Genomic DNA, 21,575 nt, shown 5'->3' with positions numbered 1-21,575 from the left:
CAACGGCTTCTACAACCCGCGGCGCCGACACTCTGCATTGGGCTGGAAATCACCCGTGGCCTTCGAAAACAAGGCCGCCTAACATGAGCACGAGACCGGAACGGAACCGGGACAGGTCCAAAATGCAAACGAGGCGTTCGGTGGCGTATGCAGGGGGCATGATCATCTCCTCCGATGCGAGGAAAGAGTGGGTTCGCGGCGAGGCGAAAATTCAGTAGGACAGAAAGTGTGGGCCACGACCGCCTGCATCGCTTCTACAAGATAGATGAGACCTATGAACCAATCAAAGAGCGTTGCGTCTAATCGGCTTCATATCCTTCGGCTTTGAAGAGATCTCAGCAGTCCTCATCGCTGAACAGATCGCAGACCTGCCTGACAGCGTGCCAGAGAGCCTCGCAGGTTCGCGTGGCGGCTCTTCGGATCAGGGCCTTGAGCTTTGGGAATTTGAGGGCGTGGACACCATTTGCCCGGGTGAACGCCCGAATGATCTCGGTTGGGCTCAGATCCGGGCTACAGAGAGGCAAGACCTAGAACCATGCGCCAACGGCGCTCGTGGTCGCCGCGGCCTTGGGGCTCCTGTGCGATGACAGGTCATCCGGAATGATCACCTCGCCGGGTCGCAGTGTCGGGGCCAGTCGGGTTTCGCCATGGAACTCGGACAGTCCGCGGTTCATGGCACCGCCAGTCACCCCCGGGTCGCATCCAGCCGGTCATGGCGCAGGGCGGCGATGAAGGTCCGGGTGTTGCAGTGGCCGAAGGTCGCATGGTCGACAAGGCGCGCCTTTTGGAAGGCCATCCGGTGGTCCTGGCCATGTTCGTCTTCGGCGATGTCTCGTCGATGAAGCCGAGGCGCGTCAACGCGCTGCGCGTGAGCGGTTGGCGTCGCGTGATGCAGATATGGCCTGCCGGATCTCGGGCCGCTTCTGCTCGAGGGCTTGCAGGCCTTTTTCGTGGGTCAGCCCGAGACTGCGCGAAAACCTCCAGACCGAGACACGGTGAATGGCGATGCCATGATGATCTGCAAGTTCGCCCATCAGGTCGTTCGGGGGTAGATCGGGGTTTGGCGCGGTGATCCAGCCCCCACGCCAACCCATTTGCCATAACCACCGCCATGGCTCTGGACAGGCGGGGCCAACCCGCCCGTCTCGTGCTCCAGGATCACCATGTCGTTGACGAACCTCACCGAAACCCGGAACCGCGCAGCGGCTGGACGATGCGAGCTCCCCTCCTCCACGACCACCACACCGCGCTGTCGGAGTGCCGTGGGATGCGGTCTGCCCATATCATCCCTCCACCTGTCATGCAGGCAGGGAACAACGGATCAGGCCACAGAGGCATCTTGAAGCGGGAAAACCGCAACACGATTTAGACGTAGTAGTAGTAATAAGTGCTCTCTGCCACTCCAGTGCCACCCAAAACACTTGCTACGCCCCAATGTGCAACTAGCAATAATGTTATTAATATAACTAAATCTTATGGTGCCCGGAGACGGATTTGAACCGCCGACACGCGGATTTTCAATCCGCTGCTCTACCAACTGAGCTATCCGGGCCCCTTGACCTCGCCGTAGTCAGCGTGGGGTGAGCGGTGTTTACGCAGCAGCGGCGCGAGTGTCCAGCCCCATTCCGGCACTTTTTAGCATTGGATCGGCAATTTCAGTCTTCTGGCCGGTCGGCATCGTCGGATGGGAGTTCATCCAGCGGCGGGCCGGGGATCACGTAGTCGCCCCGCAGCCATTTCGCCAGGTCGACGTCGGCGCAGCGTTTCGAGCAGAACGGGCGGTAGCGCGGCTGGCTGTCCTTGCCGCAGATAGGGCAGGCCATCATGCCCCCCCGGCTGCGGCGGCGAGGCGCGCCAAGGGAAGACGGTCGCGCTTGCGGTTCAGCTCGAACAGACCCATCGCCGTCCAGCCGACCAACGTCGTTTCGGCACCCGCTTGGCGGAATGCCGCGCCGAGGACCTGATCCAGTGCCACTCGGTCACGCTTGGGCATCGGTGCGAAGTCGATCACGATCTGCCCGCCCAATCCCCGCAACGCCAGCTGTCGCGGAAGATCCCGGGCGAGGGCGATGTTGGCCTTCAGCCCCGCTGCCAGCGAGCTGTCGCTGCCCGTGTTCACGTCCACGGTAACCAGCGCACGCGTCGGTTCAATGAAGGCCGAGGCGCCCCCCGGCAGGTCCACCTGCGCCTGCAGCAGGTCATCGACCGCCTCGAGGACACCGCAGCGGTCAAAGCTGTCATCCCCCTCCTCGACGGCGTCGGGCGCGGGATCGGCCCAGTCCATCCACGCCTGCTCCCAAGGCGAGGGCGCATCAAGAAGCAGCTCGGGGGCGCCGGTGGTTTCGGCGCAGATGCGGTCGGCCAGTCCGATAAGCTCGGCGAGTTCGGCTTCGATATCCTCGTCGTCGGCCGTCTCGGCCGCGCTGCGCAGGATCAGGCCGTGCGACCTATCGGCCAGTGCCTCGCGGCCCATCGCCGCCAGTTCGTCGCGCCGTTCCTCGTCGCGAATGCGACGAGAGACATTGACGCCGGGCGCCTCGGGCGTCACCAGCACATGCCGGCCGCGGAACAGAAGTCGCGTCGACAACGGCAAGGCCTTGCCGTCCTCGGCAACGCCGGCGATCTGGACCAGAAGCGGCTTGCCTTCCGACACGCCCTTACGGTCACGCAGATAGCCCGTCTGCCCGCCCGGCAGGCGCAGGAAGACGCCGCCCTGCCCTTTCATGAAGCGATCGGTGGCGGCGCGGCAGATCGCGCCGGGTGGCAGATCGCTCAGCGGCTCGGGCGCAACGAGCAGATCGATCAGCTGGCCATCCTGCATCAGGGCGGCAGCCTCGAGACCGAAGAGATGGCCCAGAACGACTTGGCGACCTTTCATCGATCCTCTCCTTTTGCGGCGGGATGGATGCCGATTGCGGCCAGCATGGCCGCCGTTTCGGATAGCGGCAGTCCCACCACGGCCGAGAACGATCCCTGGATCCACGGGATGAAAGCAGCCGCCGCGCCCTGGATGGCATAGCCGCCGGCCTTGCCCTGCCAGTCCCCCACGTCAAGATACCGCTCGAGCGCGCGCCCGTCGATGCTGCGCATCCGGACTTTCGTCTCGACCAGGCGCAGGGCTGTCCTGTCGCCGTGGCGCAGGGCCATGGCCGTCAGGACGGCATGGCGGCGTCCGGACATCATGCGCATGAAGGCTGCAGCTTCGGCGCGGTCGGCAGGTTTGCCGAGGATGCGCCGCCCGACCGCGACGGTCGTATCGGCGGTCAGCGCTGCCTCGTCACCCGCCAAATCCAGCGCGGCGGCCTTTTCGGCAGCCATCCGGCGGACATAGTCGCGCGGCGTCTCGGACCGTCGGGGTGTCTCGTCGATATCGGCGGGGCGAAGCGCGTGGGGCACGATCCCGATCTGGGACAGAAGCTCCAACCGCCGGGGGCTTGCCGATCCCAGGATCAGCCGGGGCGCCGTTGCGGCTTCCGCGTCGGCCATGGCCGACACGGCCTTACTTGAAGCGGTAATTGATCCGCCCCTTGGTCAGGTCATAGGTGTTCATTTCCACCTGAACCTTGTCGCCGGCCAGAACGCGGATGCGGTTCTTGCGCATCTTTCCTGCCATATGTGCGATGATCTCATGGCCGTTTTCAAGCTCGACCCGGAATGTCGCATTGGGCAGGAGTTCCTTCACGACGCCGGGAAATTCGAGCATTTCTTCCTTGGCCATGGTCACTCCATAATGATCGTCCCGCCAGATTCGGGACCGACGTTACATGCGTCCGCAGCGCCCGGATTTCAAGGAAAAAGCGTCGTTTCAACCGCCCATGGCATCAAGCGGGGTGGCCATGAAGTCGCCCATCGGTGCCTGCGGCGCCCTGAAGGGGTCGGGCTGGGTCAGATCGATGGCCGCCGGCGCCATCCCGGCGGCGGGCGCGGCCGGGGCTTCGGACAGCGGCACGGACAGGTCGCGAAGCCGGATGGCGTGGCAGCCTTCGGCCTCGCCGAACTTTCCGCCCGCCACCACCTGGCCTGACACAGTTTCAAGGGTGGCCTGTGTCAGGCAGCTTCGCGGCAGCGACAGCAGCCTGCCCTCGGTCAGCGCCCGCAGTTCAGCCAACGACACGTGGCGGCGGCAGAGAATGGCAGAGAGCTCCACCGGAGCATCCTGGACGGCAGCCTGCAGCGTCGGACGGGGGGCCGCCGGTGGCAGAGGTGGCGGGACAACGGCGGGCGCATCCGGCCGGGGCGGGCGTTTCGCCAGGCCCGACTGCGGCAGGGCCAGCAGCAGCCGCCCCTCTCGTGCCTCGGTCCCGCCGACGCGCAACTCGAACGAGAGGCTGCGAAAGGGCTTGTCCTCGAGCATGAGGCCAAGCGGTCGCGGGTCGTCCAGATGGGTCAGGAAGCGATAGCCGGAAATGGCTTCGAAACCCTCGACCCCCTCCATCTCGGCCGGAAGGTCGTGCAGGAGGGCGTCGATGAAGTCCGAGCAGAGCAGCGCGTCGCTGCGGGTCGGGCGCCTGCGCTCCAGCGCGCGGGTGGTGACGCGACCCAAGGCCTGCCACTCGATCAGCGCGGCGACGGTCTGAGGGCACATGCCGATGGCGCCCAGGTTGTCGCCCGGACCCTGCAAGACCGCCACCAGCGGCAGGTCGGGCAGCAGTTCCGGCAGTTCCGCCAGCGTCAGCGCCCCCGGCTTGACCGAGATCGGCAGCATCGGCAGGCCATACAGCCGATCCGCCGCGCGTCCGATCGCCGTCGCCGCCGCGCGCGCCGGCGTCGGCGCCGGGAGCTGCGGCAGTTGCGGCGCCCCGCCCTGCCCCAGCCGCGCCTGGTTGCGGTCCCGCAACATCCGGCGAAGGACGCCCTGGCCTTGGGGCAGGCGCACCGCACCGTCACTTTGGTCTGGAGGGGTCATGTTACGTCCGAATCAGGCTGTCGTTGTCCCCACCATCCGTGGACAAGGTTGAGAATGGGTTAATCGCTCAGCGGTTCGGCACCCCCGGCGCGGGTCGGCGGGCGCGGAGGCAAGACGATGCGGAAGGCCGCCCCGCCCTGCCCCGGCAGATAGCTGATCCCGCCGCCAAGGGTCAGCATGATCTCTCGGCAGATCGCCAGACCAAGGCCCGCGCCGCCGGCACGCGCCGGGTCATTCAGACGTGCGAACTTCTGGAAGATCAGGGACTGCCGGCCGCTGTCGATGCCGCTGCCATTGTCGATGACGTCGATGATCGCGCCGCCACCCTCGCGCCCACGCACGCGGATGGTCAGCACCGGATGATCGGCGTCGCAATATTTGCGGGCGTTGGTGATGACGTTGATCAGCACCTGCAGCAGACGGTCGGCATCGGTGATGACGCCCAGATGTTCGGTCGGCAGATCGCGGTCGATGAGGAAGCCGCGCTCGGGCCGGGTGGCCGAGGCCGCTGTCAGCGCCCGCGTGATCAGGTCGTGCAGGTTCGCCACGCCCACCGTCATCTGCGCTCGGCCGCTTTCCAGCACCGACAGGTCCAGCAGGTCGTCCAGCAGCCGGGTCAGCCGCGCCGCCTCGGCATGGATGATGCCGGCAAAGCGGCCGCGCTCTTCCTCGGTCAGGGTCGGGTCCTTCAGGATCTCGGAGAACGCGCGGACCGAGGTCATGGGCGTGCGCAGTTCGTGGCTGATCTGGCTGAGGAAGGCGTCCTTCTGAACCGACAGGGCGGTCAGCTTGTCGTTCGCCTCACGCAGCTGACGGGCGGTGCGGGTCAGCTCGGCCTGCGCGGCCTCCAGGCGCTGAGTTTCCTCCTTGGCGCGCTGCGCCTCGTCGGCGACCTGAAGCAGGTCCGCGACGGTCAGCGCCACGCCCCCCGCGACGCGGTCGATCATTGCATGCGCCGTCGCCGATCCGATGGACCCGGCCAGCCGGCGTTCAAGCCGGGTCAGGAAACTGGGCGTCAGGTCAGGCAGATAGCCCGATTTGCCCTGCGCCCGCGCCTCGGCCTGGAAATAGCGCAGGGCCGGATCGGCGCCCCAGACGCGGCGGGCCATGGCCAGCAGGGGTTCGGCCCGGTCGTCGCCTCGCATCATGCGGCTGTGGCGGATCGGCTCGACCGCCGAGACGAACGACAGGCCCTGCAGCCGCTCGACCGGGTCGGGGAAGCCGAAGATCGACACGCCGATGAAGGCCAGCGTGTTCAGGACCAGCGACAGCAGGACGGCGAGGGTCCACGGGTCCATGCCGGCCGGCACCGGCAGATCGCCCCCCACCCCGACCGACGGCAGGAAGATCATCGTCATCCACAGGACCAGTCCCGCGCCGATCCCGCAATAGGCACCCTTCCGGTTGGCCCCACGCCACATCAGCCCGCCCAGCATCGCAGGCAGCACCTGCGCCATCCCCGTGAACGCCACCAGCCCCATCGAGGCCAGCGCCGCCGTCCCGCCGGACGCCTCGTGATAGACCCAGCCCGCGGCCATCACAGCCAGGATCGCCACGCGCCGCGCATTCAGGACGAAGCCGCGCAGGTCATCGGCCTCGTCGCCAGCGGGGATGCGGCGCAGCGCCAGCCAGACCGGCACCAGCCAGTGGTTCGACACCATCGTCGCCACCGCGATGGCGCAAACGACGACCATCGAGGTCGCCGCCGAAAACCCGCCCAGGAACACCAGCAGCGCCAGCAGGTTCTGCCCCTGCGCCGCTGGAAGCGTCAGGACATAGAGGTCGGGGTTCGCGCTTGCAGGCAGCAGTTCGCGCCCCATGACCGCGATCGGAAGGACGAAGAACGACATCGCGAACAGGTAGGCCGGGAAGGCCCAACCCGCCACGTGCAGGCGTTCCTCGTCGGCGGCCTCGACGACAAGCACCTGGAACATGCGCGGCAGGGTCAGGATGGCGGCGGCCGAGACCAGGATCAGCGCCGTCCAGCGGTCGGGCTTCAGCAGCCAGCCTTCGGCCAGTTCCGGATCGGCCCCGGCGCGAGAGATGCGGTCCAGCATGTCCAGCGGCCCGTCGGCCAGCCCCCAGATGACGAAGACGCCAAGGGCCACGAAGGCCACCAGCTTGACCACCGCCTCAAGCGCGATGGCCGTCACGACGCCGTGGTGGCGTTCGTCGGCGGCCAGGTTGCGCGTGCCGAACAGGATGGTGAACACCGCCAGGCCCGCCGCCACCCACAGACCTGTTCCGCCCAGGCCGTCGCGCCCGGCGCCGTTCGGCGCGTTCAGCGCGAAGACCTCGAATGACAGGCGGACGGATTGCAGCTGCAACGCGATATAGGGGGTTGAGGCAATCACGGCTATCAGCGTGACGATGGCGGCCAGCCGGTTGGACTTGCCGAACCGCGCCGAGATCAGGTCGGCGACCGAGGTGACATGGTGCATCCGCGCGACCCGGACCAGCCGCCTCAGTCCCCACCAAGCTCCGGTGAAGACCAGTGTCGGGCCCAGGTAGATGGTCAGAAACTCCAGCCCCGATCGCGATGCGTAACCGACCGCGCCATAGAAGGTCCAGGCGGAGCAATAGACGGAAAGCGACAGCGTATAGATCAGCGGATGATCCAGCCACCGCACATGCCCCCGCGCCGCCGCCCGGTCGGCCGCATAGGCCACCCCGAACATCAGCACGACGTAGCCCAGGCAAGTTGCCAGAAGCGCCTCAAAGGGCATCCCGGCGCTCCTCGGGGGTTTCGCTTGCTCGGGCGGTGGCGGCCTCGGCCTGCAGAAGGGCGCGGTGCAGAAGGCGGACGGCCAGGATCAGCCCGGCCCAGAGGCCGAAGATCCAGACCGCCCCACCCGCATAGCTGACCTGCGACGGGATCCACCAGACCGGCACCAGCACCAGCAGAGCGGCCAGGATCGGCAGGACGCGTGCAGCATCGCCCAGCCTGCGGCGGTGGAACGAGGCGCGTTCAAGAAACAGCGGGCGGTCGGGCATGGCGCTGCCGTCACGCCAGCATCCGCCGGACCTGCGCGCGCAGGTCGGCATTGTCGAAGGGCTTGGTCAGCATCGCATCAGCGCCAGAGGCAGCCTCACCCGCCTGTCCCCGGGCGGTCAGCATCAGCACCGGCGTGCTGGCCAGCGTGCTGTCGTCGGCCGCGCGCAGCTCCGCCAGGATCTCGGCGCCGGACCGGTTGGGAAGCATCAGGTCCAGGATCACCAGGCGAGGACGCGCGGCGCGGATCGCCTCGATCCCACCGGCGCCGTCAGGGTGCAGGCCCACCTGCCAGCCTTCGCGCGACAGGATGAAGCGCACCGCCTCGGCGATGTTGGGTTCATCCTCAATCATCAGGATGTCCAGTTGCATCCGCTTTTGCCCTCCCCCGGCCAAGCGCGGCGATCATGTGACGGATCACAACGCCGTGTCAAAGCCCTCGTGCAGGGCGGACGGGCAGCTGCGGGACCAGGATCGACGGCTCTCGCCGCGCCGGGCAGCCGTTTCGCGGGCAGATCCGGCAGGCCGGGCCGATTGACAGGGTGTCTGCAGGGGCCGGGCCGTCGGCCGGCACGACCAGCATCGTCGCGCGTGACAGGACGGGTCCCGCCAGGCCCCGCGGCTGGCTGCGCGTCGCATGGGACAGCGTCCGGAACAGCCGCCCGTCCGGCAGGGCCACGGCCCTCTCCAGCGTCGACTGCGGCGCGGCCAGCGCCTGGAACAGCGGCCACAGCGCGCAGCTGTCCCCGGGACGCGGCAGCGCAAAGCCCTGCGCCGCGCGCCGCAGCAACAGCGCGCCCGAGCCGTCGCAGATCAGAAGGCCGGCGCCCTCGAAGCCCGCCGGGCGCAGGTCCGCCAGCCGCCGCAGCACCAGATCCAGCGGCAGGTCCAGCCGGGCGGCCATCAGCACCGGGTCGGGCGGCGTGCCGGCCAGCGGAATGGCCTCGAGAAGGGCGCGATCCGGCAGCGCCTGGCGGTCGGCCAGAAGATCGGCCTGCACCTGCGCGGCCATGTCCCGCGCCGCGTCCGAGGACAGGTCCGCAGGCGCATCGCCCCCCTGCGCGAGCCAGGCCTCAACCTCTTCCTGCGGTGTCGCCGCGTTGCCTTCCGCTTCGAAGCTGTCCAGATAGGCGACCAGCGCCTGCGCGGTCAGCGACAGGCGCTGGCTGTCCTGATGCAGATTCGCGTGAAACCGCTGGCGCCATTCGGGGGCGATCTCGTCCTCCTCGACCAGGATCGCGGCGGTCGAGCGGACCGCCGTGACCGCCGACAGCACCTCGTGCAGCGTGGTCAGCATATACGGGTCCTGCGTCATGCGGTCGGACAGGTCGACCAGCTGACGTTCCAGCGCGCCAGCGCGGCGGGCATGGGCAATGAGCAGCGCGGCCCAGCCCGGGAAACGCGCCAGAAACTCGGCCACTTGGTCAAGCTCGGGGACGCTGCCCGCCCCGGCGGGATGGACGGCGGCCTCCCGTAGGGCGGCGATGCGGACCTCTTCGCGGCCTTCGGCCAGCTCGTCGGCGGGAACCTCCAGCTCGGCAGCCAGACGCTCCACCAGTTCGGTGCTGACAGGGCGCCGGTTATGTTCAATCAGGTTCAAATAGGCCGGAGAGATCCCCACGGCCCGCGCCAGATCGGCCTGCCGGCGCGACAGGGCCATGCGGCGTTCGCGGATGCGGGTGCCGGTCAGGGTATGGGGGCCCGCGCTCATCGCGCGGGATCAGACCGCCAGCCCATGCCGCCCGGCCAGGTCGGTGAAGAACTGCCAGGCAACGCGCCCCGACCGGCCGCCGCGCGTGGCCTGCCATTCGATCGCCTCGGCCCGCAGACGGTCCGGGTCGATGCTCAAACCGTAGGATTCGCAATAGCCGTCGATCATCGCCAGGTACTGATCCTGGTCGCAGGGGTGGAAGCCCAGCCACAGGCCGAAGCGATCCGAGAGCGAGACCTTTTCCTCGACCGCCTCTCCGGGGTGGATGGCGGTGGCGCGTTCGTTGTCGATCATGTCGCGCGGCATCAGGTGGCGCCGGTTCGACGTCGCATAGAGGATCACGTTCGCCGGACGCCCGCTGATCCCGCCGTCCAGAACCGCCTTCAGCGACTTGTATTGCGTGTCGTCGTGGCTGAACGACAGATCGTCAGCGAACAGCAGGAACCGCCGGTGCGTCGCCCGGCCCAGGATCGCCAGCAGCCTGTCGACGCTGCCCAGGTCGTCACGCGCAATTTCTACCAGAACCAACGGCAGGCCCTGGTCCACGGCCTCGGCATGCACCGCCTTGACCAGCGACGACTTGCCCATCCCCCGCGCGCCCCAGAGCAGCGCGTTGTTCGCACCGTGACCGCGCGCGAATTGCAGCGTGTTGGCCAAAAGCGTGCTGCGCGCCCGGTCGATGCCGATCAGCTGCACCAGATCGACCCGGTCGACCTGATCCACAGGCTCCAGCCGGTCGGGGTCGGGATGCCATACATAGGCGCTGGCGCCGCGGAAGTCCGGCACCGGCACGGGTGGCGGGGCCAGCCGCTCCAACGCGGCGGCGATGCGGTCCAGCGGGTCGGTCACTCGTCGTCCTCGACCCACAGCCCCTGGGCGCGCAGCTCGGCCGCGCGCTTCTTCTCGATACGGCGAACCAGCTGGATCGAGACCTCGTAGAGGCCATAGACCACCGTGAACAGCACCACCTGTGAAATCACGTCGGGCGGCGTGGCGATGGCGGCCAGGACAAGGATCGCCACCACCGCATAGCGGCGCACCGATCCCAGCCCCTCCGCCGAGACAAGGCCCGCCCGCCCCATCAGCGTCAACAGGACCGGCAACTGGAAGCTGAGCCCGAAGGCCAGGATGAACTTGGTCGTCAGCGACAGGTACTCGTCCACCGATCCCTGGAAGACGATCGCGGCCAGCGGGCTTTCCGCCACGGGCACTGTCGCGTCGTCGGGCAGCTGCAACGGACCCTGCTGGAAGCCCAGGAAGAAGTCGTAGGCCATGGGCAGGATGATGTAGAAGGCAAAGGCCGCGCCGATGAAGAACATCACCGGAGACGCGACCAGGAACGGCAGGAAGGCCGCCTTTTCGCTGCGGTAGAGCCCCGGCGCCACGAAGCGCCACATCTGATAGGCGATGATCGGAAAGGCCAGCACGAACCCGCCCAGCAGCGAAATGCGGATCGCAACGAAGAACCCCTCCTGCAGCTTCAGCAGGATCAGCCCGCATTCCTGCCCGCGCGTTTCCAGTGCGTGGCAGATCGGCTGCGTCAGGAAGTTGTAGATCGGATTCCAGACCGTGTAGCACAGCACCATCGCCGTGATGAAGGCGATCATCGACCAGATGATCCGGGTCCGCAGCTCGGCCAGATGTTCGATCAGCGGGGCCGAGCTGTCATCCAGCTCGTTGTCGTTCTGGGTCTTGCTGGCCACGTCAGTCGTCTTTCATGTCGCTGCGGCGCACCGCCCGCAAGCGGCGCGGCGAAGCCTGTGCCGGCGCCGCATCGGTGGCGGCCGGCGAGGCGGCCGCGGGCGTCGCCGCGGACTGCGGCGCGGGCGTCTGGGCCCGTGGTGTGGACGGGTCGCGCTGCACGCTCTTGCGGGGGGTCGGCAGCTTGGGGTCCCACTTCTCGAACCGCTCGGTCGCGCGGTCCAGCGCGTCCAGACCAAGCGCCTTTTTCGAAGTCAGGTTCTTCATGTCGCGCAGCGATCCCGCCGCTTCATCAAGGCCGCTGCCCTTGGCTGCGTCCTCCATGGCCGAGGTGAATTCCCTCGCCATGCTGCGGGCGCGGGCCGTGATCCGGCCAAGCGCGTGGAACAGGTGCGGCAGGTCCTTGGGACCGACCACGATCAGCGCCACCACGCCGATCAACAGCAGTTCGGTCCAGCCGACATCCAGCATGGGACGTGCCTTCCGTGGCTCAGCTGCGGTCGGTCGACTGCGGGGCCGAGGCGGGCGTGGTGTGCGGCGTCACGTCGCGCGCCCGTTCACCGGGAAGGGGACGGACCTGATCTTCTGCGGCAGCGTCATGTTCCTCGCTGCCGTCCTTGAGGCCCTTCTTGAAGGAGGTGATGCCCTTGCCGACCTCGCCCATCAGCGACGAGATCTTGCCGCGCCCGAACAGGACCAGGACGACGACCGCGATCAGAAGAAGGCCGGGAAGGCCGATGTTGTTCAGCATGAAAGACTCCATAGCGGGGCCAGAAGGCCGCCCGCTGCCGATATTTACGGATTCGCGGCGGCAATTGCAAAGCCCTTTCCCGTGAGCGTCGGATCGCTGCGCTTGGCACCGCCTGAAAGGCGGGCGATAAGGGCGCATGGACATGTCCACCTATATCACCGCCTTCGTCACACTGTTCGTGGTCATCGACCCGATCGGCCTGACACCGGTCTTCATCGCGCTGACGCCCGGCATGTCGGGGCTGCACCGCCGCCGCATCGGCCTGCGTGCGCTGGTGATCGCGGCCATCCTGCTGACGCTGTTCGGCCTGGCGGGCGAGACGATCCTGTCGGCCATCGGCATCTCGATCTCGGCCTTTCGGATCGCGGGCGGGCTTCTGCTGTTCCTGACAGCGCTGGACATGCTGTTCGAACGGCGCACTGAGCGACGCGAGGGCCAGGCCGACGGCGACGACCCCGGCCACGATCCGTCGGTCTTCCCGCTGGCCATGCCGCTGCTGGCCGGACCGGGGGCGCTGGCCAGCATGATCCTCCTGGTGGGCGAGGGTCAGGGGATCGGGCATCTGCTGATGGTGAACCTGACTATGCTGGCGGTGCTGGCCATCGCCATGGTGCTGTTCGTTCTGGCGACGCCCCTGGCGCGGGCGTTGGGGCGGACGGGCGTCATGGTCGTCACGCGGCTTCTGGGGATGCTGCTGGCCGCGCTGTCGGTGCAGTTCGTGATCGACGGGATCCGCGGCTTGGGTCTTTTCGGATGACCGAGGCCGACATCCCCCGGCTGATCTGGTACGGTCTTCTTTTGGTGGTCATCGGCGGCGCCATGATATTCGAGCTGTCGGGACGCAGCGGCCAGGCACTGCGCCAGCTGATGCTGTGGGCGGTAATCTTCGTGGGTCTGGCCCTCGCCGCCGACTGGTGGATGCGCCCCCTAGCCCAACAAATCTCTGCCGACGGCAGCCGCATCGAGATCCCTGTGTCCCGCGACGGCCATTTCCACCTGACCGCGCAACTGAACGATACGCCGGTCAAGTTCATCATAGACACCGGCGCCAGCAGCATCGCCCTCAGCCGCGGCGACGCTGTCCGCATCGGCCTCGACCCGGCGCGGCTGCGCTTCGACGGCATTGCGGTCACCGCGAACGGCCGCATCCCCACCGCCTCGGTCAGGATCGACCGGTTCGCCATCGGCCACGCCGTCGACCGCAACGTCGCGGCTGTGGTCATCGATTCCGAGCTGCGGGATTCGCTTCTGGGAATGTCCTACCTGCGGCGCTTCGCACGCGTCAGCTTCGAAGGCGACCTGCTGATCCTGGAGCGCTGAGGTAGGATGGTGGGTGATGAGGGATTTGAACCCCCGACATCTTCGATGTGAACGAAGCGCTCTACCACTGAGCTAATCACCCGTCGCGCTGGCTTCTAGCGTCAGCGACAGGCGGTTGCAAGAGGGCTTTCGCGGCTTTCTATCACGCGTCGGTTTCGTTCGGCGCGGGTCTGCGGCGCAGGCGCAGCGTGATCACATCGCCGCCGCGGGCATCCTTTTCCAGGTTGATGCGCGCCCGGCCCAGTGGCGGAATGGCAAGGGTCTGCCCCGCCGAAAGCACCGACCCCAGCTGGGCCAGCGTCGCCTCGATGATCGGGCGTGCATCGGTCCGGCGGGCGCCCGTGGCGGCAATGACGCGGTCGATGAAGTCACGCTTCTGCACCACGACAGCAGGGTGCGGGTCCTGCACGGCAGCAGGCTGGCCTGTTTCATGGGTCATTCCTGGTTCCCCCTCCCGGAAATGTCCCTACAGCCTAGCGCGATCTGACTTTACGTCAACCTTGCCCATGCATGAAAAAACCGGGGGCGTCGCGCGCCCCCGGTTAGGTCATTCGGTCCGCCGGCTTAGTGTGCGACGGTGCTTCCGGGGCCTTCGTTCGACCGCTGGCGGTCCAGCCGCGCCGCCTCGGCCGCCTCTTCGGCAGCCTCGTCCCATTCGACTGGCACCGGCTGACGCACCAAGGCGTGGCGCAGCACCTCGCGGACATTGGCAACGGGGATGATCGTCAGACCCTGCTTGACGTTGTCCGGGATCTCGACAAGATCCTTTTCATTGTCTTGCGGGATCAGCACCGTCTTGATGCCGCCGCGCAGGGCCGCCAGCAGTTTCTCCTTCAGCCCGCCGATCGCCAGCACGTTGCCGCGCAGCGTCACCTCTCCGGTCATGGCGACGTCCTTGCGGACCGGGATTCCGGTCATCACCGACACGACCGAGGTCACCATTGCGATACCCGCTGACGGTCCGTCCTTGGGCGTGGCACCTTCGGGAACGTGGACGTGGATGTCACGCTTGTCGAACTCCGGCGGCTTGACGCCGATTTCCGGCGCCACCGACCGCACGAAGCTAGAGGCCGCGTCGATCGATTCCTTCATCACGTCGCCCAGCTTGCCGGTCGTCTTCATCCGGCCCTTACCGGGCAGGCGCAGCGCCTCGATCTGCAGCAGGTCGCCGCCGACCGAAGTCCATGCCAGCCCCGTCACCACGCCGACCTGATCCTCCTTCTCGGCCAAGCCATAGCGGTGACGGCGGACACCCAGGTATTCCTCGGCCTTCTCGGGCGTCACCTCGACGGACTTGACCTTACCCTTGAGGATCTCGGTCACAGCCTTGCGGGCCAGCTTGGCGATCTCACGCTCCAGCGAACGAACGCCAGCCTCTCGAGTATAATAGCGGATGATGTGGGTCAGCGCCTCATCCGTCACGCTGAATTCACCCTTGCGCAGGCCGTTGGCCTCGATCTGCTTGTCCAGCAGGTGGCCCTTCGCGATCTCGCGCTTTTCATCCTCGGTATAACCCGACAGGCTGATGATCTCCATCCGGTCCAGCAGCGGCCCCGGCATGTTGTAGCTGTTGGCCGTGGTCACGAACATGACGTTCGACAGGTCGTACTCCACCTCGAGATAGTGGTCGACGAAGGTCGAGTTCTGTTCGGGATCCAGCACCTCCAGCATCGCGCTGGCCGGATCGCCGCGGAAGTCCTGGCCCATCTTGTCGATCTCGTCCAGCAGGATCAGCGGGTTCGTGGTCTTGGCCTTCTTCAGCGCCTGGATAATTTTGCCGGGCATCGACCCGATATAGGTCCGCCGGTGTCCCCGGATCTCGCTCTCATCGCGCACGCCGCCAAGAGAGATGCGGATGAACTCACGCCCGGTCGCCTTCGCGACCGACCGCCCCAGAGAGGTCTTGCCCACGCCCGGAGGACCGACCAGCGTCAGGATGGGGCCCTTCAGCTTCTGGCTGCGGGCCTGCACAGCCAGGTATTCGACGATGCGTTCCTTGACCTTTTCTAGGCCATAGTGGTCGGCGTCCAGGATCGCCTCGGCACGCGGCAGGTCCTTGCGGGTGCGCGACTTGACGCCCCAAGGCAGCGACAGCAGCCAGTCGAGGTAGTTGCGGCTGACCGTCGCCTCGGCCGACATCGGCGACATCGACTTCAGCTTCTTCAGCTCGCCCTCGGCCTTTTCACGGGCTTCCTTGCTGAACTTGGTCTTCTGGATCTTTTCTTCCAGTTCGGCCAGTTCGTTCTGCCCGTCCTCGCCGTCGCCCAGCTCCTTCTGGATCGCGCGCATCTGCTCGTTCAGATAGTACTCGCGCTGCGTCTTCTCCATCTGGGTCTTGACGCGCGACTTGATCTTCTTCTCGACCTGCAGGACCGACATCTCGCCCTGCATGTGGCCATAGACCTTCTCGAGACGCTCGGCCACGACCAGCGTGTCCAGCAGATCCTGCTTGCGCTCCAGGTCGATGCCCATGTGGCCCGCGACCAGGTCGGCCAGCTTGCCGGCCTCTGTCGCCTCGGCGACGGCCGCGACGACCTCCTCGGGAATGTTCTTGCGCACCTTGACGTAGCGTTCGAATTCCTCGGCCACCGTGCGCACCAGCGCGGTGACCGTCGCCTCGTCGCCCTCGGCTTCCTCAAGCGGGCGGGCGGTCGCCATGAAGTGGTCGTCATTCGGGACGAAGCCGGTGATCTCGACACGCTCGCGCCCCTCGACCAGCACCTTGACGGTGCCGTCCGGCAGCTTCAACAACTGCAGCACGTTGGCCACGACGCCAGTCCGGTAGATGCCGTTTTCGTCGGGTTCGTCGACAGACGCGTCCTTCTGGGCCGCCAAAAGGATCGGGCTGTCCGATTCCATGACCGCTTCCAGTGCGCGCACCGACTTTTCGCGACCGACGAACAGCGGCACGATCATGTGCGGGAAGACGACAATGTCCCGCAAGGGCAGCACCGGGTAGGTCTGAGTGGTGAATTCCGTCATGTCTTGTCCTTTCCGCCCGAAGCCGTGGCCCCGTCATGGCGACGCACGGCCCCTGCATGGCGCCAATCTAGGGCTCGCGGCGGCCGCGTTCAATACGACCGGGACAATACCACCTATTTCACCGGGGAATGACGATCTCGGCCCGCAGGCCGCCAAGCTTGTCGCCGCGCCCCAGCCGCAGCTGCCCGCCATGGGCGCGCACGACATCTGCGGCGATGGCCAGTCCCAGCCCGGCACCCTGGGCACTGTTCCTGCGGCGCGAGGGGTCCAGCCGCGTGAACGGCCGCATCGCGGTCTCGAGGCTGTCTTCGGGGATGCCGGGGCCGTCGTCCTCGACGCCGATGCGCAGGCTGCGCGGCCCAAGCGCCGCGTCCAGTTCGGCCCGGCTGCCATAGCGGACGGCGTTGCCGATCAGGTTTTCCAAGGCCCGGCGCAGCATGTCAGGGCGGAACGTCGCCAGCCCGTCGCGGTCTCCCTCGAACAGCACCAGGTCGGCCCGCTGGCCCGCCCGCTGCGCATCCGCGACGACGGCCTCGACAAAGGCCGCCGCAGCCGTCGGCTCGGGCTGGCTGTCCTGCGCGTCGTCGCGGGCATAGTCCAGGAAGCCGTCGACCATGCGGTTCATCTCGGCGATGTCGGCCTCGAGCGAGGCGATATCCTCATCGTCGGGCGGCATGTCGGACGACATCATCGACAGGCCCAGACGCAACCGCGTCAGCGGCGTGCGCAGGTCGTGGCTGATGCCCGACATCATCAGCTTGCGCTGTTCGTTCTGGCGCTCCAGCCGGTTGCGCATGTCCAGAAAGGCCGTGCCTGCGCTGCGCACCTCGACCGCGCCCGAGGGTCGATACGGCACCATCCGCCCCTTGCCATATTCCTCGGCCGCATAGGCCAGCCGGCGGATCGGGCGCAACTGGTTGCGCAGGAAGATCGTGGCGATCCCCGACATCAGGAGCGACGTGAAGACCATCAGCACCAGCAGCTGGTGCGGGTTCGAGGCACTGACGCGCCGCCTGTCGAAGCTGAGCAGATAGGGCCCCCACGGCCCCTCCAGAACCACGTCGACGCGCTTGTCGTTGCTGGCCAAGTCAACAGACAGCACCTGCGGCAGGGCATCGCGCAGCACCTCGGTCACGATGCGCCCCGAGAAGTCGTAGAACAGCCGACGGTCGCCACCCTCGGGTTTGGCCGGCAGCTGCAGTTCCAGTTCCAGCGGCGCCGCCACGACCTTACCGGCCAGACGCGCCTCGTCAGGACTCTCGGACAACGCCACCTGCCGCGCCACGAACTCGAGCTCATGCGCCATGCTGGAAGTCATCTGCCGGGTGACGCCGTCGAAATGCCGCTGCAGGAACATGACGCTGACCACCAGCGTCACCACGACGACCGGCAGGAACAGGATCAGCGCGGCGCGGGCATAGAGCCCCCGCGGCACCAACGTCCGCGCAATCGGCCCCTCGATGTGGTTCGGCATGGAAAGCATTCTCCTTGCAGGCTAGGCTAATCCCATGACCGCTTCTGTGAAAGAGCCGCTGCGCATCCTGGCTGACAACCCTTCGCCCCTGACGGGGCCTGGCACGACCACGTTCCTGATCGGCGAAGACGACGTCGCCGTCATCGATCCCGGTCCGGACGACCCAGCCCATCTGGACGCCGTGTCCCGCGCCGGGCGGGACCGGATCAGTCACATCTTTGTCACGCATGCTCATCGCGACCACAGCGGCGGCGCGGCGCGGCTGTCGCGCCTGACCGGCGCGCCGGTCCTGGCTTTCGGAGGCGCGACGGCTGGCCGCTCTCCGGTAATGACACGTTTGGCCGCGCAAGGACTTGTGGGCGGCGGCGAGGGTGTGGACCTCGACTTCGCCCCAGACCGCCTGTTGGCGGACGATCAGGTCGTCGCCACCGCCGACTGGTCGCTGCGTGCGATGCATACGCCCGGTCATGCAGGCGGCCATCTGTGTTTTCAGTGGCACGACACCATCTTCTGCGGCGATCTGGTGATGGGCTGGTCGTCAACGCTGATTTCGCCACCCGACGGCGACCTCAGCGACTACCTCCGCTCCCTCGCCAGGCTTGAAGCCGCGGCCCCCGCCCGACTTCTTCCCACGCACGGAAGCCCTATCGCCTCCCCCCTCCCCCGCCTTGCCGAACTGGCCCGCCACCGCAGGCTGCGGACCGCACAGGTCCTGACCGCCCTGAAGGACCAGCCCGATTCCGCAGCGGGCGTGGCACGCCGCATCTACAAGGTCCGCGATGCGCTTCTGCCGGCGGCCGAACGCAACGTCCTCGCCCACCTCATCGCCCTCTGGCATCTCGGAGCCATTGTTTCCGAAGAAGAAATCAACGCCGCCACGATTTTTTCACCCGGCTGACAAAAAGTCGCTCCTACCCACTGGACGCCCCCATACGACGTTGCTATATCCCCCTCGTGTTCCGGCGTAGCTCAGCGGTAGAGCAGTTGACTGTTAATCAATTGGTCGTAGGTTCGATCCCTACCGCCGGAGCCAAAATTAAAGCAAGCTACCGAAATCACTGATTTTCCGAGATTCCGAGTCGGGGCTCGACGACGAGGTGCACATTCACGTGCACCCGGCGGTGCACATCGTGTGCACAGGAGGGCATTCCCATGCCCCGGAATCGGAGCCTGCCGCCCCATCTCGAAATCCGCCGGACCGGCTACTACTGGCGCAGACGCCTGCTTCGGTCCCTACGGGACCGGGGTGGCAGTGATGGCCAGCCTGGGGACGAGAAAAACTGGACCCCATCGAGAAAAACGTTCCTGTGCCTTTCGCTTCGCACCCACGTCCTCCGCGACGCGAAGATCCTGGCCCGCCGCCTCACCGAGATGAGCGATCTGGTCTTCGCCGCAGACGCGGAGATGATGATGGCGATTGCGCCCGAAACACAGGTCCGGATGCTGGAAAGCCTCGCTCGCTTCGAGATCGAGGCTTTCGAGCGTGCGCGCGCGACCGCTGGATGGCGCAGCTCCGATGCAGCCGCCATGGATCTCCGGCGGGAGGAGGCACTCCAGGCGACCTTGCGCCAAGCGCTCTATCTCGGCGATCGGGAGGTCGCGCGACAGCCGCTCCGTCATGTCGCGGCACAACTCGGGGTCGAACTCGACGAGGCCGACGAGGACTGGACGGCGCTGGCCTATGAGGCGACGAAGGTCCTGCTCGATGTAAGCCAGGAGCGTGCGCGCCGCCGGCAGGGCCTCTACGATCAGCCGACAATCTTCTTCCGCCGCGCCATCGCCACATCCGGACCAAATCCCGCGAACCCGGCGGCTACGTCAGTCGGGCTGGATGTCGTGCCGGCCTCCTTCGCTTCCGCGGGCCACACACCAACGCCCGTGCCCGCCGCTGCCTCCTTTGCACCGACGAAAACCGTCGCGGAAAGCCCGCCCGCCGCCCCCGCCGCCCCCGCCGACCCCACTGCATCGGAAGCGAAGGCGTCCGTTCAGCCCGCCGTGGCTTCCGGCCAAGTCTCTGCGGCCCCCGACGCCTCGACGTCCCTCACGCGGATCATCGTGCCAGCCGGCCTTGACAGTCCTGAAGGCTATGACGTGGTATACTGGCAGAAGGTGCGTATCGCGGCCCGCCCGCCCCGTATCCTGGTCGACCTGAAATTGCTCTCCGAACAGTCCCGTGCGGCTCTCGAGAAACAGCGTGGCATCACGCTCGTCGAAGCAATCGAGCTCTACTTCGAACTTCTGAGCTGGGGCTACGTGGGGCCTTTCAACATGCACCAGAAACGCAAGAAGATCTCGGAAGAACAGAAAAAATGGCCTGTCGAGAGGCGCCTTTGCCAAGATCACCAAGGCAAATATCGGCTCGCGCGCAGTTTTTGGCCGGCTGCTCTTGGCGACGAACCGGTGGATGAGATTCATGTGGACGATGTGAATGATGCCCTCGAGCGCTTTTGGGCGGTCCCGGCGAACCACAGCAAGTCCGAAAAGGATCGCGGCAAATACAATCTGATCGAACTGATCGAGATGGCAGACGCCAGGCAGGCCCAGATCGACAAAGACATCAAGGCTGCGGAAGCCCGCGGTGCAGGGTCCGAAGAGATCGATAAGATGCGCCTTGAGGGGAAAGTGGCACGGATCTCGGTGACGACCTACATCAAGCACGGGCGTGTGATGCGCGCCGTCGGCGAGATGCTGATGGACATGCAGCTCATCGACCAGAACCCGTTCAGCATCTGCTCCTGGAGCAATGATGAGGAGAAAAAGCTCAAGAGCACCGAAGGTGAACGTAAGCGGGAAGCCTGGGACGACCGGATCGACGACCTGTTCGGCTCTCGGATCTACCAGGAGCCCCTCGACGACGTGGGCGATCCGCTGTTCTGGGCGCCGCTGATTGCGCGGCATCAGGGCATGCGCATGGAGGAGATCCTCCAGCTGGGCCCCGACGACTTCGCATCGGACAAAGGAATCCCGTATCTCCGCATCCGCCACAACATCATCAATGGCGTGAAGACCCTCAGCAGTGCCCGTAAACTTCCAATCCACCCACAGCTGATCGAGCTCGGCCTGCTGAAACTGGTCGAGATGCGCAAGACGCAGGGTCACATCCGGATGTTCCCGTCCCTGAACCGTAGCAAGCAGAAAGGCACTTTTTCCGCGAATTTCAGCAAGTGTTTCGGCTACTACCGGCGGACCAACGCATGCTACTGGCCAGGTCTGGACTTCCACGCCCTCCGCACCACGTTCCACCACGATCTCCTGGGGGACGACAAATCGGATGCCATTCGCTGCCGCCTCATGGGACACACCTATACCGACGAGGGCGACCGTTCCTATGGTCAGAGTCTGGGAATCGAGACACTCGCCGAGCGGATGAAGTCCGTCGTGGTCGACATTTCGATGATCAGGAAGCCTTTCGACACGCATTCTGCCGTCGTAAACGCGCGGGCGAAGGAACATGGGCTGCGAGTCGTAGCTTAGCGCCACCGCCACCGGCGAAAGGTTCTTAACCATCGGGAGCGACCGGATTGGTCGCGCGGACTGCTCAGGTTGGCACAGTGCCCAAAAAATCGCCCCGGGTCTGCAACGCGGGACCTTCCTGCCGCTCGTCACGCGCGTGACGTCTGACGTTGCCCCCAACTTTTATCCAGCGTGAGCGAGACTCCGGGTTTGGTTTTTGCCTGTTTGGGCGGGTTGGGCAACGGGGGCTGGCGCGGAGCTTTGTGGGTTGCGCAGCGTCAGGCC

21 protein-coding genes and 3 tRNA genes are annotated in these 21,575 nt (G+C 66.4%); 5 read left to right on the top strand and 19 right to left on the bottom strand.

Annotation, left to right across the window (positions count from 1 at the left end):
• Positions 1-854: 854 nt before the first annotated feature.
• The 15 genes from OC184_RS15560 to OC184_RS15490 form a co-directional block, all read right to left on the bottom strand.
• On the bottom strand, positions 855-1,034 hold the full coding sequence (locus tag OC184_RS15560) for a hypothetical protein (protein WP_265508091.1): 180 nt from the start codon (positions 1,032-1,034) through the stop codon (positions 855-857).
• 442 nt (positions 1,035-1,476) lie between these two features.
• A tRNA-Phe gene (locus tag OC184_RS15555) sits at positions 1,477-1,552 on the bottom strand.
• Between the two features lie 103 nt (positions 1,553-1,655).
• Positions 1,656-1,823, bottom strand: coding sequence for a DNA gyrase inhibitor YacG (locus OC184_RS15550; protein ID WP_265508090.1), 168 nt, complete (start codon positions 1,821-1,823; stop codon positions 1,656-1,658).
• Positions 1,823-2,878, bottom strand: a complete 1,056-nt coding sequence (locus OC184_RS15545; protein ID WP_265508089.1) for a ribonuclease E/G — start codon at positions 2,876-2,878, stop codon at positions 1,823-1,825. The genes OC184_RS15550 and OC184_RS15545 overlap by 1 nt, the downstream gene beginning before the upstream one ends.
• The gene (locus OC184_RS15540; protein ID WP_265508088.1) at positions 2,875-3,486 is read right to left on the bottom strand and encodes a Maf family protein; all 612 of its coding nucleotides are present in this window, start codon (positions 3,484-3,486) and stop codon (positions 2,875-2,877) included. The genes OC184_RS15545 and OC184_RS15540 overlap by 4 nt, the downstream gene beginning before the upstream one ends.
• Before the next feature lie 13 nt (positions 3,487-3,499).
• The gene (gene infA / locus OC184_RS15535) at positions 3,500-3,718 is read right to left on the bottom strand and encodes a translation initiation factor IF-1 (RefSeq protein WP_010397442.1); all 219 of its coding nucleotides are present in this window, start codon (positions 3,716-3,718) and stop codon (positions 3,500-3,502) included.
• 87 nt (positions 3,719-3,805) lie between these two features.
• On the bottom strand, positions 3,806-4,906 hold the full coding sequence (locus tag OC184_RS15530; RefSeq protein ID WP_265508087.1) for a FliM/FliN family flagellar motor switch protein: 1,101 nt from the start codon (positions 4,904-4,906) through the stop codon (positions 3,806-3,808).
• 59 nt (positions 4,907-4,965) lie between these two features.
• Positions 4,966-7,632, bottom strand: a complete 2,667-nt coding sequence (locus OC184_RS15525) for an ATP-binding protein (RefSeq protein WP_265508086.1) — start codon at positions 7,630-7,632, stop codon at positions 4,966-4,968.
• On the bottom strand, positions 7,622-7,900 hold the full coding sequence (locus OC184_RS15520; RefSeq protein ID WP_265508085.1) for a hypothetical protein: 279 nt from the start codon (positions 7,898-7,900) through the stop codon (positions 7,622-7,624). The genes OC184_RS15525 and OC184_RS15520 overlap by 11 nt, the downstream gene beginning before the upstream one ends.
• A 10-nt stretch (positions 7,901-7,910) precedes the next feature.
• Complete coding sequence (locus OC184_RS15515) at positions 7,911-8,270, bottom strand: response regulator transcription factor (RefSeq protein ID WP_265508084.1); 360 nt, start codon at positions 8,268-8,270, stop codon at positions 7,911-7,913.
• A 58-nt stretch (positions 8,271-8,328) separates the two neighbouring features.
• The gene (locus tag OC184_RS15510; protein ID WP_265508083.1) at positions 8,329-9,609 is read right to left on the bottom strand and encodes a helix-turn-helix transcriptional regulator; all 1,281 of its coding nucleotides are present in this window, start codon (positions 9,607-9,609) and stop codon (positions 8,329-8,331) included.
• A gap of 9 nt (positions 9,610-9,618) precedes the next feature.
• Positions 9,619-10,458 (bottom strand): ATP-binding protein, encoded by an 840-nt coding sequence (locus OC184_RS15505; protein WP_265508082.1) that lies wholly within the window; start codon positions 10,456-10,458, stop codon positions 9,619-9,621.
• Complete coding sequence (tatC, locus tag OC184_RS15500) at positions 10,455-11,312, bottom strand: twin-arginine translocase subunit TatC (RefSeq protein WP_265508081.1); 858 nt, start codon at positions 11,310-11,312, stop codon at positions 10,455-10,457. The genes OC184_RS15505 and tatC overlap by 4 nt, the downstream gene beginning before the upstream one ends.
• A 1-nt stretch (position 11,313) precedes the next feature.
• On the bottom strand, positions 11,314-11,781 hold the full coding sequence (gene tatB / locus OC184_RS15495) for a Sec-independent protein translocase protein TatB (protein WP_265508080.1): 468 nt from the start codon (positions 11,779-11,781) through the stop codon (positions 11,314-11,316).
• Between the two features lie 19 nt (positions 11,782-11,800).
• The gene (locus OC184_RS15490; protein ID WP_265508079.1) at positions 11,801-12,061 is read right to left on the bottom strand and encodes a twin-arginine translocase TatA/TatE family subunit; all 261 of its coding nucleotides are present in this window, start codon (positions 12,059-12,061) and stop codon (positions 11,801-11,803) included.
• 136 nt (positions 12,062-12,197) lie between these two features.
• Between OC184_RS15490 and OC184_RS15485 the strand changes: the two genes are divergently transcribed.
• Together OC184_RS15485 and OC184_RS15480 are read left to right on the top strand one after the other, a co-directional pair.
• The gene (locus OC184_RS15485) at positions 12,198-12,818 is read left to right on the top strand and encodes a MarC family protein (protein WP_265508078.1); all 621 of its coding nucleotides are present in this window, start codon (positions 12,198-12,200) and stop codon (positions 12,816-12,818) included.
• On the top strand, positions 12,815-13,381 hold the full coding sequence (locus tag OC184_RS15480) for a retropepsin-like aspartic protease family protein (protein WP_265508077.1): 567 nt from the start codon (positions 12,815-12,817) through the stop codon (positions 13,379-13,381). Before OC184_RS15485 ends, OC184_RS15480 begins: the two co-directional genes overlap by 4 nt.
• Before the next feature lie 7 nt (positions 13,382-13,388).
• Here the strand turns inward: OC184_RS15480 and OC184_RS15475 are convergent.
• From OC184_RS15475 to OC184_RS15460, 4 genes are all read right to left on the bottom strand, one after another.
• Positions 13,389-13,463, bottom strand: a tRNA-Val gene (locus OC184_RS15475).
• Positions 13,464-13,523: 60 nt separating this feature from the next.
• On the bottom strand, positions 13,524-13,820 hold the full coding sequence (locus OC184_RS15470; protein ID WP_265508076.1) for a DNA-binding protein: 297 nt from the start codon (positions 13,818-13,820) through the stop codon (positions 13,524-13,526).
• A gap of 125 nt (positions 13,821-13,945) precedes the next feature.
• Positions 13,946-16,363, bottom strand: coding sequence for an endopeptidase La (lon, locus tag OC184_RS15465; RefSeq protein ID WP_265508075.1), 2,418 nt, complete (start codon positions 16,361-16,363; stop codon positions 13,946-13,948).
• 118 nt (positions 16,364-16,481) lie between these two features.
• Positions 16,482-17,837 carry an ATP-binding protein gene (locus OC184_RS15460; protein WP_265508074.1) on the bottom strand — a complete coding sequence of 452 codons (1,356 nt, stop codon included), beginning with the start codon at positions 17,835-17,837 and terminating at the stop codon, positions 16,482-16,484.
• A 34-nt stretch (positions 17,838-17,871) separates the two neighbouring features.
• On the opposite strand from OC184_RS15460, the gene OC184_RS15455 reads away from it, so the two are divergent.
• From OC184_RS15455 to OC184_RS15445, 3 genes are all read left to right on the top strand, one after another.
• A complete protein-coding gene (locus tag OC184_RS15455) occupies positions 17,872-18,735 on the top strand; it encodes an MBL fold metallo-hydrolase (protein WP_265508073.1) in 864 nt (287 codons plus the stop codon).
• A gap of 60 nt (positions 18,736-18,795) precedes the next feature.
• A tRNA-Asn gene (locus OC184_RS15450) sits at positions 18,796-18,870 on the top strand.
• Between the two features lie 119 nt (positions 18,871-18,989).
• On the top strand, positions 18,990-21,311 hold the full coding sequence (locus OC184_RS15445; protein WP_265508072.1) for a hypothetical protein: 2,322 nt from the start codon (positions 18,990-18,992) through the stop codon (positions 21,309-21,311).
• Positions 21,312-21,575 lie beyond the last annotated feature (264 nt).

The organism is Paracoccus rhizosphaerae (assembly GCF_026162645.1).
Taxonomy (GTDB): domain Bacteria; phylum Pseudomonadota; class Alphaproteobacteria; order Rhodobacterales; family Rhodobacteraceae; genus Paracoccus; species Paracoccus rhizosphaerae.
Note: the sequence above shows the minus strand (reverse complement) of the source record. Positions and strands in the feature narration are given on the sequence as shown.